This is a genomic window from Halopseudomonas salina (assembly GCF_014637955.1).
Lineage (GTDB): Bacteria > Pseudomonadota > Gammaproteobacteria > Pseudomonadales > Pseudomonadaceae > Halopseudomonas > Halopseudomonas salina.
This window is the reverse complement of sequence record NZ_BMFF01000003.1, coordinates 492,656-507,527: the sequence shown is the minus strand read 5'-3', so window position 1 is coordinate 507,527 and position 14,872 is coordinate 492,656. Positions and strand designations below refer to the sequence as shown.

Here is a 14,872-nt window from a genome sequence, read left to right as displayed (position 1 = left end):
TAATCAATTGGCGTTGAAGCGCCCCATGCTCTGGCCCATGCGTACCGCATCGCCGGCCTTGAGGGCGTCATTCCAGCCAGTGCGTCCCGGACCAAATAGCACAATGGCGGTCGAGCCGAGTTTGAATCGCCCCATTTCCTCTCCGCGACCCAGGCCTGGTGCAGCCTGACCATATGCCTGCGTCTTGAGTTGACGTCGTGGTGGTGCCACCAGTCCGGCCCAGGGGGTTTCGACGGAGGCGACGATCATTGCTCCGACCAGCACAACCGCCATTGGTCCGGCATCGGTATCGAACAGGCACACCACGCGCTCGTTGCGTGCAAACAGCTCGGGCACATTCTCGGCAGTATTGCGGTTGACCGAGAACAACTTGCCCGGCACGTAGATCATCTCGCGCAGCACGCCGCCCAGCGGCATGTGCACCCGGTGATAATCCCGTGGCGAAAGATACACAGTGGCAAACTGTCCGCCCTGAAATAACGCCGCGTGCTCGGGATTCCCGCCCAGTAGTTCCAGTGCGCTGAAGCTCTGGCCCTTGGCCTGAAAGATACGACCGTGCTCGATGGCTCCCAGTTGGCTGATCGCTCCATCGGCAGGGCACAGAATGCTGTCCGCTGCCGGATCGAGCGGCCGTGCGCCGTCTTTCAACTGACGGGTGAAAAAGTCGTTGAAGCAGGGGTAGGCGGTAGGATCCTCCTGGACTGCCTCGGACATGTCTACCTGGTACCGCTTGGCGAACCAGCCGATGAAGGCATTTTTCAGCCATGGCCAGCGGCAGTCCGCAACGCAGCCGGCCAGCCGTGAGAGCAGATGCTGGGGCAGCAAGTACTGCATGATGATAAACAAGCGATCGCGCATTGGGTGTCCTCAGGATTCGACGGGGGTGTCGGGGTGGTTGCCCCACTCGGACCAGGAACCTGGGTAGGCCCTGACGTGTGGATAACCAAGAATTTTTGCCGCCAGATAGGTAAAGCCGGAGCGGTGGTGGGTCTGGCAGTGGGTGACAATCTGCTTGTCAGGGGTAATGCCCCGTGCTTCGAGCTGTCGAGCGAGATCACTGCGCAGTCGCAGCCCTCGCTCTGGATCCATGCCTGCGGTCCATTCGAAGTTGATTGCGCCTGGGATATGGCCGCCCTTGTTGGCCAGGACCTTCTCGCCCCGATATTCGGCGGGGGAGCGGGCATCCCAGACGACCAGATTTTCGTTGCTCAGGCTCCCGTTGAGCTCATCCAGACTGATGCTGGGCGAGTTCACGATATGCAGCTGGGGAAAGGTGATTGGTGCGCTGTTTGACGTTTGCTCGGTCGGCAGTCCCGCTGCGATCCAGGCTCTTATTCCGCCATTGATATAGCTGTAACTCTTGTGGCCAATCGAGTCGAGTAACCAGATAAAGCGTCCGGCCCAGCCGCCGCCCTCGTCGTCATAAACCACATAATGAAGCCCGTCATGATGGCCGAGCTCGCCGAGCATCTGTTGCAACTGATCCTGTGGCGGCAGTAATCCCGGAACCGGAGCGCTGGAGGTGGTGCGCGCTGGGGGCAAATGCACAGCTCCGGGTATATGGGCACTGTTGTACTGGTCCAGAGAGGACATATCCACCAGGCGCAGGAGATTCTGGTCCAGGGGCTGCGGACACTCTTCAGGTTCAATCAGCAGTGGTAACAGGGGCTCAAGCATGCGTATCTCCAGGCGTCATAGGGGAACATGATAACGGTTCAGGGCTTCTGCATGAAGCCGACAAGGGCGCGGCTCAGGCATTCTGCGGTTTTTATCAGCGCCTTCCGGTGTTTCTCATCAAGAGGTGCCGGGGCCGTGCCGCTCTGACTGCCAAGCAGCCCAATAATCTGGCCCTTGTGCAGTAATGGGAACAGGCTCGAGGCGCCGTCGCCAGTCAGTCGAGCCAACTGCGGTGGCACAAGCTCCTTATTGGGGTGTCGCCCTGGAATGCTCAGGTCATGACTGGTACTGCTTTGCAGCCAGCGACCCCAGGCGTTACCTCGGCACTCGCCGAGCTGGACGCCCACCGGATCTCTGTCCGCGGCGAAGCCGGCAGCGGCATAAACAGTCAACTGGTGTTTGCGAGCGTTATAGAGTGCGATCCAGCACTTGTCGGATCCAAGGCCCTGAGTCACTGCCTGCAGGGCGGTGTCGACTATCGCAGCGAGGCTGGTGAAGTTTGGAGGTTGAGCGACCAGCGAGAGACAGTTTTTCCGCCAGAGAGCTGCGCCAACCAGAGGTTGAGCGTTGTTGATGCCGTCCGGGGATGCTGCCGATAGCCGTTCAGGACCTCGACCTTCGTTTTGCCGTGAGCCACAGGGCCATATCAAGGCTTCTGCCGGCAGCCAGACGGAGTTGCCGTAGTGCCTGTACAGGGATCTGGCGCTCTCGACTGCGTTGGCATGGCTGGCGGTTTGTACTTCGGCAACCTGTTGGCCCAGATAGAGGGCGGTCAGCTGCTGCCAACGACGTGTGTGCCTGGCATCCCAGTCGTGATGTGCCCCCAGGGCGAGGCCGTTGGCCATCAATAAGCTGTTGGCTGGCAGCGTCAACCATCGGTACAGGCTGCGGTCGGCGTCCAGGGCGGCCTGTTGATCCCGAGGATGCTGGCTGTCGCGGGCAATGTGCAAAGCGCGAACCATGGTTCTGCGGCTGCTGCCCAGGGACCGATAGCCCTGCAAAATCCATGGGGGCAGCCACCAATCCTCTGCTAGTTGCTGGGCCAGCCCAAGTACCCGATCGCTGTCCAGTAGCCAGTGACTGAAGCCGTTGCCATTGGTTTTCTGGTCAAGGTGACGTGCGTCCCACTCGGCAAAAACCTCAGGACGCTGATAGACCAGAACCCAGCAGGGCGCCAGGAACAGCAGGCTGGCAAGGGAGACTTCGTGCCAGAGGCGTGCCATGCGATGGGCAAACAGGCCCTGAGCCTGCGACAGTGCGTGCTCGCTGATGCTCAGCAGTTGGCGATAGGCGTATGGTGTGTGCTCGGCCTCCAGGACCGGGAGTTCCTTGATGATAGTGCCAAGGCGTTGTGTGCCCAGCATGTTGCATGCGTGTTCCAGAGTGAGAATGTCGATGTCCCGGCGTCGTGCTGCCTCACCCGCTATACGGCAGACCTGTAGTGCTGCAGCGGGCACCCGCAGGAGCATGGCGGTCAGCTCCGACAGGTTCAGCATTTCGCTCTCGAGGTGGTTGCACAGCATTACCTGCTGGCTTTTTTCAATTGGCAACACAAAGCTGTTCAGGCTTTGCCGCAGGCTGCCGATATCATGCTCGATTGCATTTTTACTTTCTTGTTCTGTGCTCATAGGCTTTGCGGCTTTACAATTAGGGCATTGGTTACTCACAAGACTATAACGTGAACACGGTTGTTTTGCTGCCGCGGTGCGGTGGTTTCGTTTCTTTCAAGGAATTTGACGGCTTTATGTTGAAAATCGGCGGTTATCTGGTAGTTCTCTGCAGCGTGCTGGGGGGCTTCATGCTCTCCGGAGGGCAGCTCGCAGCGCTCTGGCATCCCTTTGAAATCCTGATTATCGGCGGGGCTGCGTTCGGCGCATTCATGGTCGCCAACAACATGACTACGATCAAGAAGGTGTTTGCCAAGGCGCCGGTGATCCTTTTTTCCCACCGTTTTGGCAAGGCTTTCTATCTGGACGTACTTGGCGTTCTCTACGAGGTCCTGAACAAAAGCCGCCGAGAAGGCATGATGTCAATTGAAGCGGACATCGAAGAACCTGCGGAAAGCCCGATATTCAGCAAGTACCCGGCGATCCTCAAAGACAAGCACATGACCGAATTCATCTGCGATTACCTGCGCATCATGTCGACCGGCAATATGGCGCCCCACGAGCTTGAAGCACTCTTTGATGTCGAGATATCCAGCCTCACCGAAGAGCTTGAAGGCCCCAGTCACGCGGTCACTCGTATTGCCGACGGCTTGCCGGCCTTTGGTATTGTTGCGGCGGTGCTGGGTATCGTGATCACCATGAGTATTCTGGGTGATGCCGATAGCACAATGATCGGTCAAAAGGTTGCTACTGCGCTGGTGGGTACATTCCTGGGTATCTGGGCGGCCTACGGCTTTGTAGGCCCTTTTGCAGCAGCGATGGAGCACGAGGCGCATGAGGAAGCCAACACCTACGAAGCCATCAAGATGTGCCTGGTTGCCAGTGCCCAGGGCCTGCCGCCGGCACTGGCCGTCGAGTTTGGACGCAAGGCGCTTTTGCCTGAGCATCGTCCCAGCTTTCTGGAGCTTGAAGAGTCGGTGAAGGGACGCTGATCGGTGGATAATAATCAGCCGATCATCGTCAAGCGCATCTCCCGTAAGGGTGGTGGTCACCATGGCGGCGCCTGGAAAATCGCTTTTGCCGACTTCGCCGTGGCGATGATGGCGTTTTTCCTGGTGATGTGGCTGCTGGCCGTTGCGACGCCTGAACAGCTCAAGCAGATCTCCGGTTATTTTAATGACCCCATCGGGTTCGAGGAGGGTGGGAGTCCCTATGCCATCGATCTGGGCGGTACTCCGACAGTCGCGCCTGATCGCACGCTCAACGACGCGCAGGACGATCAGTCCCGTATTCCCGATGACAGCCAGTCCGAGTCGGCTGCGCAACAGGCTGAACGGGTTGTGAGTGAGCGGGTGGAGAAGCTCGAATTGGAGATGTTGCTGCAGGAGCTACAGAACAAGATTGATGAAGAGCCAGTGCTGCAGCGCTTCAAGGATCAGATTCTGCTGGAGATTACCCAGGACGGGCTGCGTATCCAGATCATGGATGCTGAAAACCGCCCCATGTTCGCCAGCGGCAGCCCGCAATTGCAGCCCTACTTCGAAGAGATCCTGTTGGCCCTCAGCGATACCATCGCCGTCGTGCCGAAGAAGATCAGTATCGGTGGTCATACTGACGCAGCACCCTTTGTTGGTCGTCGCGGTTACGGAAACTGGGAGTTGTCGACAGAAAGGGCCAACGCTGCTCGCCGCACCTTGCTGGCAGCGGGCTATCCCGAAAATCAGCTTGCAAGAGTAGTGGGGTTTGCTGACTCTGCCTTGTTTGATCGGGCCGATCCCTTGAATCCGATCAATCGACGTATCGATATTGTGGTGCTTAACAAGCGTGCGGAAGAGCTGATGCTTGATGGCCTGGGTGAAAGGGAAGAGGATACAGATTCCGTTCAGTTGCCTGCAGCAGGCCCTGATTCGGATCTGGATATACCTGTCTTTGATGTGCCTGCTGCTGAACCGGCCATGATCCAGCCCTCAAGCCAAGATGCTGCGCCACCACCTCCGCGGCCGACAAACTTCTTCGATGACGGCGGGACCCCGCAATCTCTTGACCCTTAGCGATCAGTAGCTTTGCGGACCAATGCTGGACAGGATTTGCCGGTAGCTGCTGATCCGGCTGGCTGATATATCGCCGCGCTCCACGGCATTGAGTAGCGCGCAACCCGGTTCATGCAAATGTGCGCAATCGCGAAATTTGCAGTGCCCGAGAAACGGCCGGAACTCAACGAAGCCCTCCAGCAGATCCTCATGGCTGATGTGGGTAAGCCCGAATTCCCGAATACCGGGTGAGTCGATCAGGTCGCCCCCCTCCGGAAAGTGGAAGAGCTTGGCCGTGGTGGTTGTATGCGTCCCTTGACCGCTGGATTCCGACAGGGCACCGACGCGCAGATCGATGCCGGGAAGCAGGGCATTGATCAGAGATGATTTGCCCACCCCAGACTGGCCGACAAATACGCTGATATGGTCCTTCAGCGCCGCCTGTAACTCCCCTAATCCTGCTCCCGAACTGGCTGAAAGCTCGAGTACCTGATAACCCAGCCTGGCATACACATCCAGCCAGGACCGAATATCTGCAAACTCACCGCCCAGTAACAGGTCAGCCTTGTTAAGCACCAGAAGCGGGTTCAATCCGGATTGCTCTGCGGCGACCAGGTAACGATCGATCAGCGTTGTGTAGGGGGTGGGCAAGGGTGCAAACACAATAACGAGTCGGTCAACGTTGGCGGCTACCGGCTTTAGCTGACCCCGGTGATCCGGACGATTGAGTTCGGACTCGCGTGGCAGTTGGGCGACGATCACCCCGCCGGACTGGTTGTCAGCTCGCCAGATGACCCGGTCACCGGTAACCATCGCGGGCAGATTGGCGCGCAGATGACAGCGGCGTATCTGGCCGGCGTCGGGTCCGGCGCTCGTTTCAACATCGACCTGTACGCCAAAGTGAGCGATCACAAGCCCTTGCTGCTCCGGACCGAGATCACCGCCAATCAGGCTCTCTTCGGCCTGGTCGGCCCTGCGACTGGCACGCACCGTGCGCTCGTCCTGAATTTTCTGAATCCGCCAGTTCTGGCGTCGGGTGAGGTGTCGCTTGGCCATGTGTCGCACTATTTCCGGAAGTTTCGCCAGTGTAGCACGCGCCGCGTATACTCGATTACATCCATCTGACAGCAGGAGAACATATGACCAACGACGAGAATCTCATCTGGATCGATCTGGAGATGACCGGTCTGGATACCGACAACGACGTTATCATCGAGATTGCCACAGTAGTGACCGATTCACAGCTCAACGTGCTGGCGGAGGGGCCCGTCATGGCGGTGAAGCAGCCCGATGCTCTGCTGGATGGTATGGATGAATGGAATACTCGTCAGCATGGTAGCTCGGGTCTGACCCAGCGGGTACGGGAGAGTCAGACCAGTGCTGCCGAGGCTCAGGCGCAGACGTTGGCATTTCTCCAGCAATGGGTGCCCGCAGGCAAGTCACCCATGTGCGGTAACAGCATTTGCCAGGACCGGCGTTTTCTGCACCGGGGTATGCCCGATCTGGAGCAATACTTTCATTACCGCAATCTCGACGTCTCGACCCTGAAGGAGCTTGTTTCCCGCTGGGCGCCGGATCTCAAGGCTGGTTTCAAGAAAGACAGCAGCCACCTGGCCCTCGATGACATATATGATTCGATTGCCGAGCTCAAATACTACCGCGAACACTTTCTGAAGTACTGAGGTATGCCTCAAGGTGCATGTCCGTGGCGCCGCAAAGCCCAGACGACATGTTCGCGAACCAGTTCCGAGGGGTAATCGATGCGTGCCTTTAATGCTTCGATTACCGGGATGCTGGTGGTCGCATTTCCCAGCCCTACAGCCAGATTGCGCAGCCAGCGCTCATGACCGATGCGGCGTATCGGAGAGCCTTCTGTTTTGCTCATGAAGGTGTTCTCATCCCACAGGAAAAGCTGCGCCAGTGTCGCCTGGTCGAGCTGATGACGGGGGTTGAAGTCGCTTTCGGCAGTCGGCCTGGCGAACTTGTTCCATGGGCAGACCATCTGACAGTCGTCACAGCCAAAGACGCGGTTGCCCATCAGTGGACGCAGTTCCAGGGGTATCGCTCCCTTGAGTTCGATGGTCAGATAGGAAATGCAGCGCCTGGCATCGAGTACGTGGGCGTCGACGAACGCGTCAGTCGGGCAGGTCGTCAGGCAGGCTGTGCAGCTGCCGCAGTGCTCCTTCTCCTGGGGCAGGTCCAGGGGCAGGGGCAGATCGGTAAACAGCTCGCCGAGAAAAAAATAACTGCCGGCTTTTGGATTGATCAGCATGGTGTTCTTGCCGATCCAGCCAAGGCCTGCCCGGGTGGCAAGTGCGCGTTCCATTACCGGCGCACTGTCGACAAAGGCCCGGTAACCGAATGGGCCTATCAGGGTCTGAATATGCTCGGCCAGCTGCTGTAACCTGCGGCGCATCAGTTTGTGATAGTCGCGCCCCAGGGCATAGCGGGAAATATAGGCGTGTTCGGGTTGCTTGAGTCGTTTGGCCATGGCGGTATCGGCTGGGAGGTAATCCATGCGCACGGATATGACCCGAGAGGTACCCGGAATCAGTTCGGCGGGGCGGGTGCGCTTGTTGCCGTGGCTCGCCATCCATGCCATCTCGCCCTGGTAACCTGCGTCCAGCCAGGCATTGAGGCGCGCTTCATGCTCGCCTATCTGGGCTGCACTGATGCCCACCTGTTGAAATCCCAGCTCCTGCCCGAGTTCCCTGATCTGCTCGCCGAGCGTATGAGGGTCCGCGGCAGGGTTGGCGTTAACGTCGGTCATACTGATTGGGCCTGAATAGTTGGGGCGGCGGCTGTTTAGAACCTACAATTGTGCCAGACATTGCCAGAAGGGACATGCCCATGACCATCACACTGCCGACCCATATCTACAACGCTGCCCAGACCCGCGCCATCGACGCGGCGATTATTGCTGGCGGTGTTGAAGGTGGCGAGTTGATGCAGCGGGCTGCCGGGGCACTGTGGGAGCAGCTCCTGCGGCGCTGGCCTGATGAGGACGTGCTGACGGTGCTCTGCGGGGGTGGTAATAATGGGGGTGACGGCTACCTGGTCGCCTGCCTGGCTCGTATGGCGGGCTGGGATGTGCGTGTGCTTGCCCTCTGTGCACCCGAAAAGCTGCATGGGGACGCGCAGCGGGCGTACCGGTTGGCGATGGCTGAGGGTATCGAAATAACGGCGTGGCAGGAGGGTGAGTCTCTGCGCGGAGTGGTATTGGATGCCATGCTTGGTACTGGCCTTGATGCCGAAGTCCGCGAGCCTTATGCCGGTGCGATCAGAGCGATCAATGCCAGCGGTTTGCCCACAGTGTCCGTCGACTTGCCTAGCGGTCTGCACGCCGATAGCGGTGTAGTGTTGGGTGAAGCCGTCACGGCCGACATGACGGTCACCTTTATCACCCTGAAAATAGGTCTGTTCACCGGGCAGGGCCCGGATCACGTTGGAGAGCTGCATTTTGCTCGGCTGGCGGATATGCCAGCCGAGATGACCTTGCCCGTTGCCCATCGGCTGGGCCTGGAAGGGTGGTCTGAAACGCTTGCCCCGCGACCGCGCAGTTCCCACAAGGGCATGTTCGGACATGCGCTGGTCATTGGGGGTGGGCCGGGAATGGGCGGCGCGGTGCTGCTTGCTGCTGAAACCGCGCTGCGCAGTGGTGCTGGCAAAGTAAGTGCCGCGACACGTAGTGTGCATATCGCCCCCTTGCTCACCCGCTGCCCCGAGGTGATGGTCCATTCCGTGGATGATCCGCAGGGGCTTGAAGAACTCATGGCCGGTGCCAGCGTGCTGGTTGTGGGTCCGGGTTTGGGCAGGAGTTCATGGGCGCAGGAAATAATGGACCTTGTATTGCGCAGCGATCTTCCCAAGGTGCTGGACGCTGACGCATTGAATATTATCGCTGAACGTTTTGTGGATGGCAGGGACCTTGGGGAGAACTGTATCATTACACCCCACCCGGCCGAAGCCGCACGCCTGCTAGGCTGTTCTACATCGGATATTCAGCAAGATCGCCTGCAGGCGTTGGAGAAACTGACCCGGCGTTATGGTTGCGCGGTGGTGCTCAAGGGAGTGGGTAGTCTGGTTGGCGGCGGAGAGCCTGGGGGAGAGCCTGTCGGTTTGTGCACCGCGGGCAACCCCGGCATGGCCACGGCTGGCATGGGTGATGTGCTGTCGGGTCTGTGTGGCGCTTTACTGGCGCAGAAGTTGCCTTCTGGTACTGCCGCCCGTTATGCAACCCTGCTGCATGCGTTGGCCGGGGACCAGGCTGCCGAGCAGGGTCAGCGCGGCCTGCTGGCTACCGATCTGATGATGGCTATTCGTCGCTTGCTCAATATACGGGAAATAACATGATTCACGTCATCCTTGCCCAGGGAGATCAAGCCATGGAGGCTGCCGGCGCGGCCATCGGTCGCGCTATGCAGGCGCGTGGCGTAATCTATTTGCAGGGCGATCTTGGTGCGGGCAAGACTACCCTGAGCCGAGGTCTTATTCGCGCGCAGGGACATTCGGGCGCTGTCAAAAGCCCGACCTTTACCCTGGTTGAGCCCTATGAGCTGAATGGTAGCGCTATTTATCACTTTGACCTGTATCGTCTGCTGGACCCTGAAGAGCTCGAGTTTCTGGGCGTTCGTGACTATTTTTCAGCCGACAGCCTGTGTCTGGTCGAGTGGCCCGACAAGGGGCGGGGGGTTTTGCCAAGCCCGGACATGACCATTACCATAAGTACTACGCAAACCGGTCGCAGGCTTGAGATTGAAGGGCATAGTGAGCATGGCCAGAGCGCCTGCCAACAATTACAAATACAGGATGATGCACAGACGTGATCTTGAAAGGCAGAAGTACAGGTCGGGTAACAATTTGCTGGCTAGTGGCGGGCCTGTGCATGCTGTTTGCCGGGCTGGCGCAGGCGGTAGACATAGAGAATGTCAGGTTATGGCGGGCTCCAGACAATACCCGCCTGGTATTCGATCTTTCCGGTCCCGCCGACCATAGCCTGTTCAGTCTGTCCAATCCCGAGCGGTTGGTCATTGATGTCAGCGGGGCCCGTTTTACTGCCGACGTGTCGGGTCTGCCTTTGAGCGATACGCCATTGACCGGCGTGCGCTCTGCCCCCAGGGAGGAGAAAGACCTGCGAGTGGTGTTGGACCTCTCCAGGGCAGTCAACCCGAAGAGTTTTGCCTTGCCGCCGAATCAGCAGTACGGGCATCGGCTGGTTATCGACCTGTATGACCATGCCGAGCCGCGTGAAACCCTGACCGCTCCCGCGCCACCAACAGCGTCGCCGTTGCCCCAGGCGCCCAGTCGCCCCTCTAGCCCGGGGGGTGAACGCAATATCAAGATCGCCATCGACGCCGGACACGGCGGTGAAGACCCTGGTGCGATCGGTCCTGGTGGCGTCCGTGAGAAGGAGGTCGTGCTGGCAATCTCCCGCGAACTGAAAAAAATGATCGATGCCGAGCCGGGCTTCGAGGCAGTTCTGGTCCGCACGGGTGATTATTTCATTCCGCTGCGCAAACGGACCGACATTGCCCGCAAGCACAGCGCCGATCTGTTTGTGTCAGTCCATGCCGATGCCTTTACTCGCGCCAGCGCTTTCGGCGCTTCGGTGTTTGCTCTCTCGGACAGCGGCGCTACTTCGGAAACGGCCCGTTTCCTGGCGGACCGGGAGAACCGTTCTGACCTGATCGGCGGTGTCGGCGGCGTGAGTCTCGACAACAAGGATCAGGTGTTGGCCAGCGTGCTGCTGGATTTGTCGATGACCGCGACGCTGTCAGCCAGCCTTGATGTCGGCCAGCAGGTGTTGTCGGCCGTCGGCGGTATCACGCCACTGCATAAGCGCAGGGTCGAGCAGGCAGGATTCATGGTGCTCAAATCGCCGGATATTCCATCGATTCTGGTCGAAACCGGCTTTATTTCCAATCCGGGCGAAGCGCGCAAGCTCGTGACCCGAACGCATCAGCAGGCTTTGGCCCGGGCCATGCACTCGGGTATCAGGGATTATTTTCACCGCAATCCGCCACCCGGTACGCGGGTAGCGGCCTTGAAATCCAGTGGCAAGCTGCAGGCCCAGCGGCCCCGTCAATATGAGGTGGTCAGAGGTGATACGCTTTCCCTTATTGCGACGCGATTTGATGTGAGTCTGGCCAGCTTGCGACAGTCCAATAACCTGGGCAGTGACGAGATACGGGTTGGACAGATCCTGAAAGTACCGGCCGGCAATATGCTGGTCAGGAATGAGCCCTGATATGTCACGTATTGAATTGCTTAGTCCCCGGCTGGCCAACCAGATTGCAGCCGGTGAAGTCGTGGAAAGGCCGGCTTCGGTAATCAAGGAATTGTTGGAAAATGCTCTGGATGCGGGCGCTGCCCGAATCGATATTGAAGTCGAGCAGGGTGGCGTCAAGCTGCTGCGGGTCCGCGATGACGGCGATGGAATTGTTCAGGAGGACCTGCCGCTGGCTTTGTCACGCCATGCTACCAGCAAGATCAGAGATCTTGATGATCTCGAAAAGGTCATCACTCTTGGCTTTCGCGGTGAAGCTCTGGCTTCAGTCAGTTCGGTTTCCAGATTGACGCTGACCTCCTGCGCAAAAGGCTCGGATCAGGCCTGGGCCGTCGAGACCGAAGGCCGTGATATGGCGCCAAGCATGCACCCGGCGGCTCATCCCCAGGGCACCACAGTCGAGGTACGTGATCTTTTCTTCAATACCCCGGCCCGGCGCAAGTTTTTGCGGACAGAGAAAACCGAATTCAGCCATCTGGAAGAAGTGGTAAAGCGCCTGGCGCTGTCTCGCTTTGATGTCGCTTTCACTCTGCGCCACAACGGCCGCACCGTTTTCAGTCTGCGCCCGGCCCACGGAGAGATGGAGTCCAGGCGCCGTGTGGCCAGTGTCTGTGGCCCGGCGTTTGTCGAGCAATCGCTGTCGATCGATAGTGAACGCAGTGGGCTGCGGCTATGGGGGTGGGTTGGACTACCTACCTTTTCACGCAGCCAGGCCGACCTGCAGTATTTTTTCGTCAACGGGCGCATGATTCGTGACAAGCTGGTTGTGCACGCGGTGCGCCAGGCCTATCGCGATGTCCTGTTTCATGGCCGGCATCCGACGTTCGTTCTGTTTCTCGAGGTGGATCCAGCAGTCGTTGATGTCAACGTACATCCGACCAAGCATGAAGTGCGCTTTCGCGACGGTCGCATGGTTCACGACTTCCTGTTCAGTACTCTGCATCGCGCCCTGGCCGATCAGCGACCAGGTGACCGTTCGGATGCTGAACTGGTCGAGTCCCCAGTTGCCGTGCCAATGGCGACCGGTCAGGCGGCTGGCATCTTTTCCGGGCAGGAGCGCATGCCGCTCAACGAGTCGCGTGGCGGGTGGTCTGTGCCCGGCGCCCTGCCTGAACGTCCATCGTCCCGGGAGCTCTCGGGGAACCTTGAAGCCTACCCGGGCCTGTACGGCGTCAATTCGGTTTCCGGTGAAGCAGGGCTCCCTTCCGGTCAGGCAACTTCTGCTGTGATGGCTGAGGCCAGCAGTCCGGAGCATGACGTGCCACCGCTGGGCTATGCGCTGGCGCAGCTGCATGGCGTCTACATTCTGGCTGAAAACGCCGAAGGCCTGATCGTCGTAGATATGCATGCCGCCCATGAGCGCATTACCTATGAACGACTCAAGCACGCCATGGATGAGGAAGGTCTCAGGGGGCAGCCGCTACTGGTCCCCGAGTCCGTGGCCCTCAGTCAGCGGGAAGTGGATTGCGCCGAAGAGCATGCGGACTGGTTCTCCCGTCTGGGTTTTGTGGTGCAGCGCATGGGGCCTGAAACCCTGGGTATTCGCGAGATCCCGGCGCTGTTGCGTCAGGCTGATGCCGTGCAACTGGTTCGGGATGTTCTGAGTGATCTTCTGGAGTACGGCACCAGCGACCGCATAGAGGCGCACCGTAACGAGCTTCTCTCCACTATGGCCTGTCACGGTTCAATCCGGGCCAACAGGCGTCTCACCCTGACGGAAATGAACGCGCTTCTACGTGATATGGAACACACCGAGCGCAGTGCGCAGTGCAATCACGGACGCCCTACCTGGACCAGAATGAGTATGGGTGATCTTGATAAGCTGTTTCTGCGTGGACGTTGATCTGTTGTCGGTAACTGCCCAATGACTGGTGCGCTGCCGTCGGTCATTTGTCTTATGGGCCCTACTGCTTCCGGTAAGACCGAGCTGGCCATGTATCTTGCAGACCGTTATCCCTGTGAGCTGGTGAGTGTGGACTCCGCACTGGTCTACCGCGGTATGGATATTGGTACGGCCAAGCCCGACAGGAGCACTCTGCTCCGCTACCCGCACCATCTGGTGGATATTCTCGATCCTGCACAAAGCTACTCTGCGGCCCGGTTCCGAGTCGACGCACTGGGGCTGATAGCCGATATTGTCGCCCGCGGCCGTATCCCCTTGCTTGTGGGTGGCACCATGCTCTACTTTCGGGCGCTTACCGAAGGACTCGCGTCAATGCCTGCTGCCGATCCCCGGGTTCGTCAGGATATCGAGCTGACAGCGGCCAGTGAGGGGTGGGAAGGGGTGCACGCGCGACTTGCAGCCGTTGACCCTGAAGCAGCGCAGCGCATTCACCCAAATGACCCCCAGCGCCTGCAGCGGGCATTAGAGGTATATATGTTGACAGGTATAAGCATGTCTGAATGGCATCACAGGCAAAGCATAGAAAAAGCCGAGTCGAAGGACTCCGGTAATGCGTTTTTGCCTTATACTATGCATTATATGTCAATTGCACCGCTCGAGAGGCATGTATTGCATGAGCGGATAGCCAGTCGTTTTCAGGCCATGATGCGCCAGGGGTTTCTCGACGAGGTCGAGTCCCTGTATGCCAGAGCTGACTTGAATCCGGCCTTGCCTTCAGTCAGGGCTGTGGGTTACAGGCAGCTCTGGGATTATTTTGAAGGGAAACTCTCGCTAGACGAAGGTGTCGAACGGGGGATCATAGCCACCAGGCAGCTGGCGAAACGGCAAATGACCTGGTTGCGTGGCTGGAAGGCAGAGATCGACTGGTTTGACAGCCTGGACCCGAACAGATTTGACCAGGCCTTGAAACGTCTTGAACGAACCACAATATAGGTTTTTTAGGACGGCGCTCTGAAAAAAGCAGTACCCTGATTTTTACAGATTCTGGCTTTAATTGGTCAGGTTGATAATTGCACTGCTCCGTCCGATGGATAATGGGCCCGGCGGTGATAACGCATTGAATTAATGCATATAAATACGGTTTCCATAAGGAGTAAGGCAATGTCAAAAGGGCATTCATTACAAGACCCTTACCTGAACGTTCTGCGTAAGGAACGTGTTCCGGTATCCATCTATCTGGTTAATGGCATCAAATTGCAGGGCCAGATCGAGTCATTTGACCAGTTTGTCATTCTGCTGAAGAACACAGTCAGCCAGATGGTCTACAAGCACGCTATTTCCACTGTTGTGCCGGGTCGTCCGGTGCGCTTGCCTGTTCAGGCCGGCAGTGAAGAGGCCGAGTTGGAAAACCCTTGATTTATCCGGAGGC

At 58.5% G+C, this 14,872-nt stretch carries 14 protein-coding genes; 9 read left to right on the top strand and 5 right to left on the bottom strand.

Annotated elements, in window-relative coordinates; genetic code table 11:
- Positions 1 to 3 precede the first annotated feature (3 nt).
- Genes asd through IEV54_RS09745 form a run of 3 tightly spaced genes read right to left on the bottom strand, consistent with a single transcriptional unit; the run spans position 4 to position 3,305 of the window.
- Positions 4 to 858: an archaetidylserine decarboxylase gene (gene asd / locus IEV54_RS09755; protein WP_150278288.1), complete on the bottom strand. Its 855-nt coding sequence runs from the start codon at positions 856 to 858 to the stop codon at positions 4 to 6.
- Between the two features lie 9 nt (positions 859 to 867).
- Positions 868 to 1,677 carry a rhodanese-like domain-containing protein gene (locus IEV54_RS09750; protein WP_150278289.1) on the bottom strand — a complete coding sequence of 270 codons (810 nt, stop codon included), beginning with the start codon at positions 1,675 to 1,677 and terminating at the stop codon, positions 868 to 870.
- A 38-nt stretch (positions 1,678 to 1,715) separates the two neighbouring features.
- Positions 1,716 to 3,305 carry a GAF domain-containing protein gene (locus IEV54_RS09745; RefSeq protein WP_150278290.1) on the bottom strand — a complete coding sequence of 530 codons (1,590 nt, stop codon included), beginning with the start codon at positions 3,303 to 3,305 and terminating at the stop codon, positions 1,716 to 1,718.
- A gap of 116 nt (positions 3,306 to 3,421) precedes the next feature.
- Between IEV54_RS09745 and motA the strand changes: the two genes are divergently transcribed.
- Both motA and motB read left to right on the top strand, forming a co-directional pair.
- Positions 3,422 to 4,276, top strand: a complete 855-nt coding sequence (gene motA / locus IEV54_RS09740; protein ID WP_150278291.1) for a flagellar motor stator protein MotA — start codon at positions 3,422 to 3,424, stop codon at positions 4,274 to 4,276.
- A gap of 3 nt (positions 4,277 to 4,279) precedes the next feature.
- A complete protein-coding gene (gene motB, locus IEV54_RS09735; protein WP_150278292.1) occupies positions 4,280 to 5,335 on the top strand; it encodes a flagellar motor protein MotB in 1,056 nt (351 codons plus the stop codon).
- A 3-nt stretch (positions 5,336 to 5,338) separates the two neighbouring features.
- Here the strand turns inward: motB and rsgA are convergent, their stop codons facing one another.
- Positions 5,339 to 6,370, bottom strand: coding sequence for a small ribosomal subunit biogenesis GTPase RsgA (gene rsgA / locus IEV54_RS09730; RefSeq protein WP_150278293.1), 1,032 nt, complete (start codon positions 6,368 to 6,370; stop codon positions 5,339 to 5,341).
- A gap of 83 nt (positions 6,371 to 6,453) precedes the next feature.
- On the opposite strand from rsgA, the gene orn reads away from it, so the two are divergent.
- A complete protein-coding gene (gene orn / locus IEV54_RS09725; RefSeq protein WP_150278294.1) occupies positions 6,454 to 6,996 on the top strand; it encodes an oligoribonuclease in 543 nt (180 codons plus the stop codon).
- Between the two features lie 8 nt (positions 6,997 to 7,004).
- Here the strand turns inward: orn and queG are convergent, their stop codons facing one another.
- Positions 7,005 to 8,084 carry a tRNA epoxyqueuosine(34) reductase QueG gene (gene queG / locus IEV54_RS09720; protein ID WP_150278295.1) on the bottom strand — a complete coding sequence of 360 codons (1,080 nt, stop codon included), beginning with the start codon at positions 8,082 to 8,084 and terminating at the stop codon, positions 7,005 to 7,007.
- Positions 8,085 to 8,164: 80 nt separating this feature from the next.
- Between queG and IEV54_RS09715 the strand changes: the two genes are divergently transcribed.
- The 6 genes from IEV54_RS09715 (at position 8,165) to hfq (ending at position 14,859) form a co-directional block, all read left to right on the top strand.
- Positions 8,165 to 9,667, top strand: a complete 1,503-nt coding sequence (locus IEV54_RS09715) for an NAD(P)H-hydrate dehydratase (RefSeq protein ID WP_150278296.1) — start codon at positions 8,165 to 8,167, stop codon at positions 9,665 to 9,667.
- The gene (gene tsaE / locus IEV54_RS09710) at positions 9,664 to 10,140 is read left to right on the top strand and encodes a tRNA (adenosine(37)-N6)-threonylcarbamoyltransferase complex ATPase subunit type 1 TsaE (protein ID WP_150278297.1); all 477 of its coding nucleotides are present in this window, start codon (positions 9,664 to 9,666) and stop codon (positions 10,138 to 10,140) included. The genes IEV54_RS09715 and tsaE overlap by 4 nt, the downstream gene beginning before the upstream one ends.
- A 59-nt stretch (positions 10,141 to 10,199) precedes the next feature.
- Entirely contained in the window at positions 10,200 to 11,561 is a 1,362-nt protein-coding gene (locus IEV54_RS09705) for an N-acetylmuramoyl-L-alanine amidase (protein ID WP_150278298.1), read from the top strand.
- Entirely contained in the window at positions 11,551 to 13,443 is a 1,893-nt protein-coding gene (mutL, locus tag IEV54_RS09700; protein WP_373286435.1) for a DNA mismatch repair endonuclease MutL, read from the top strand. The genes IEV54_RS09705 and mutL overlap by 11 nt, the downstream gene beginning before the upstream one ends.
- 21 nt (positions 13,444 to 13,464) lie before the next feature.
- On the top strand, positions 13,465 to 14,436 hold the full coding sequence (gene miaA, locus IEV54_RS09695) for a tRNA (adenosine(37)-N6)-dimethylallyltransferase MiaA (protein ID WP_150278300.1): 972 nt from the start codon (positions 13,465 to 13,467) through the stop codon (positions 14,434 to 14,436).
- A gap of 168 nt (positions 14,437 to 14,604) precedes the next feature.
- Positions 14,605 to 14,859: an RNA chaperone Hfq gene (hfq, locus tag IEV54_RS09690; protein WP_150278301.1), complete on the top strand. Its 255-nt coding sequence runs from the start codon at positions 14,605 to 14,607 to the stop codon at positions 14,857 to 14,859.
- Positions 14,860 to 14,872: the final 13 nt, after the last annotated feature.

Excerpts from the sequence above, each read along its gene's own strand:
- IEV54_RS09705 (WP_150278298.1), top strand. The coding sequence starts at position 10,200 with ATGCTGTTTGCCGGGCTGGCGCAGGCGGTAGACATAGAGAATGTCAGG.
- IEV54_RS09745 (WP_150278290.1), bottom strand. The coding sequence starts at position 3,305 with ATGAGCACAGAACAAGAAAGTAAAAATGCAATCGAGCATGATATCGGC.
- rsgA (WP_150278293.1), bottom strand. The coding sequence starts at position 6,370 with ATGGCCAAGCGACACCTCACCCGACGCCAGAACTGGCGGATTCAGAAA.
- queG (WP_150278295.1), bottom strand. The coding sequence starts at position 8,084 with ATGACCGACGTTAACGCCAACCCTGCCGCGGACCCTCATACGCTCGGC.
- miaA (WP_150278300.1), top strand. The coding sequence starts at position 13,465 with ATGACTGGTGCGCTGCCGTCGGTCATTTGTCTTATGGGCCCTACTGCT.
- orn (WP_150278294.1), top strand. The coding sequence starts at position 6,454 with ATGACCAACGACGAGAATCTCATCTGGATCGATCTGGAGATGACCGGT.
- hfq (WP_150278301.1), top strand. The coding sequence starts at position 14,605 with ATGTCAAAAGGGCATTCATTACAAGACCCTTACCTGAACGTTCTGCGT.
- asd (WP_150278288.1), bottom strand. The coding sequence starts at position 858 with ATGCGCGATCGCTTGTTTATCATCATGCAGTACTTGCTGCCCCAGCAT.
- mutL (WP_373286435.1), top strand. The coding sequence starts at position 11,551 with ATGAGCCCTGATATGTCACGTATTGAATTGCTTAGTCCCCGGCTGGCC.
- motA (WP_150278291.1), top strand. The coding sequence starts at position 3,422 with ATGTTGAAAATCGGCGGTTATCTGGTAGTTCTCTGCAGCGTGCTGGGG.
- IEV54_RS09750 (WP_150278289.1), bottom strand. The coding sequence starts at position 1,677 with ATGCTTGAGCCCCTGTTACCACTGCTGATTGAACCTGAAGAGTGTCCG.
- tsaE (WP_150278297.1), top strand. The coding sequence starts at position 9,664 with ATGATTCACGTCATCCTTGCCCAGGGAGATCAAGCCATGGAGGCTGCC.
- IEV54_RS09715 (WP_150278296.1), top strand. The coding sequence starts at position 8,165 with ATGACCATCACACTGCCGACCCATATCTACAACGCTGCCCAGACCCGC.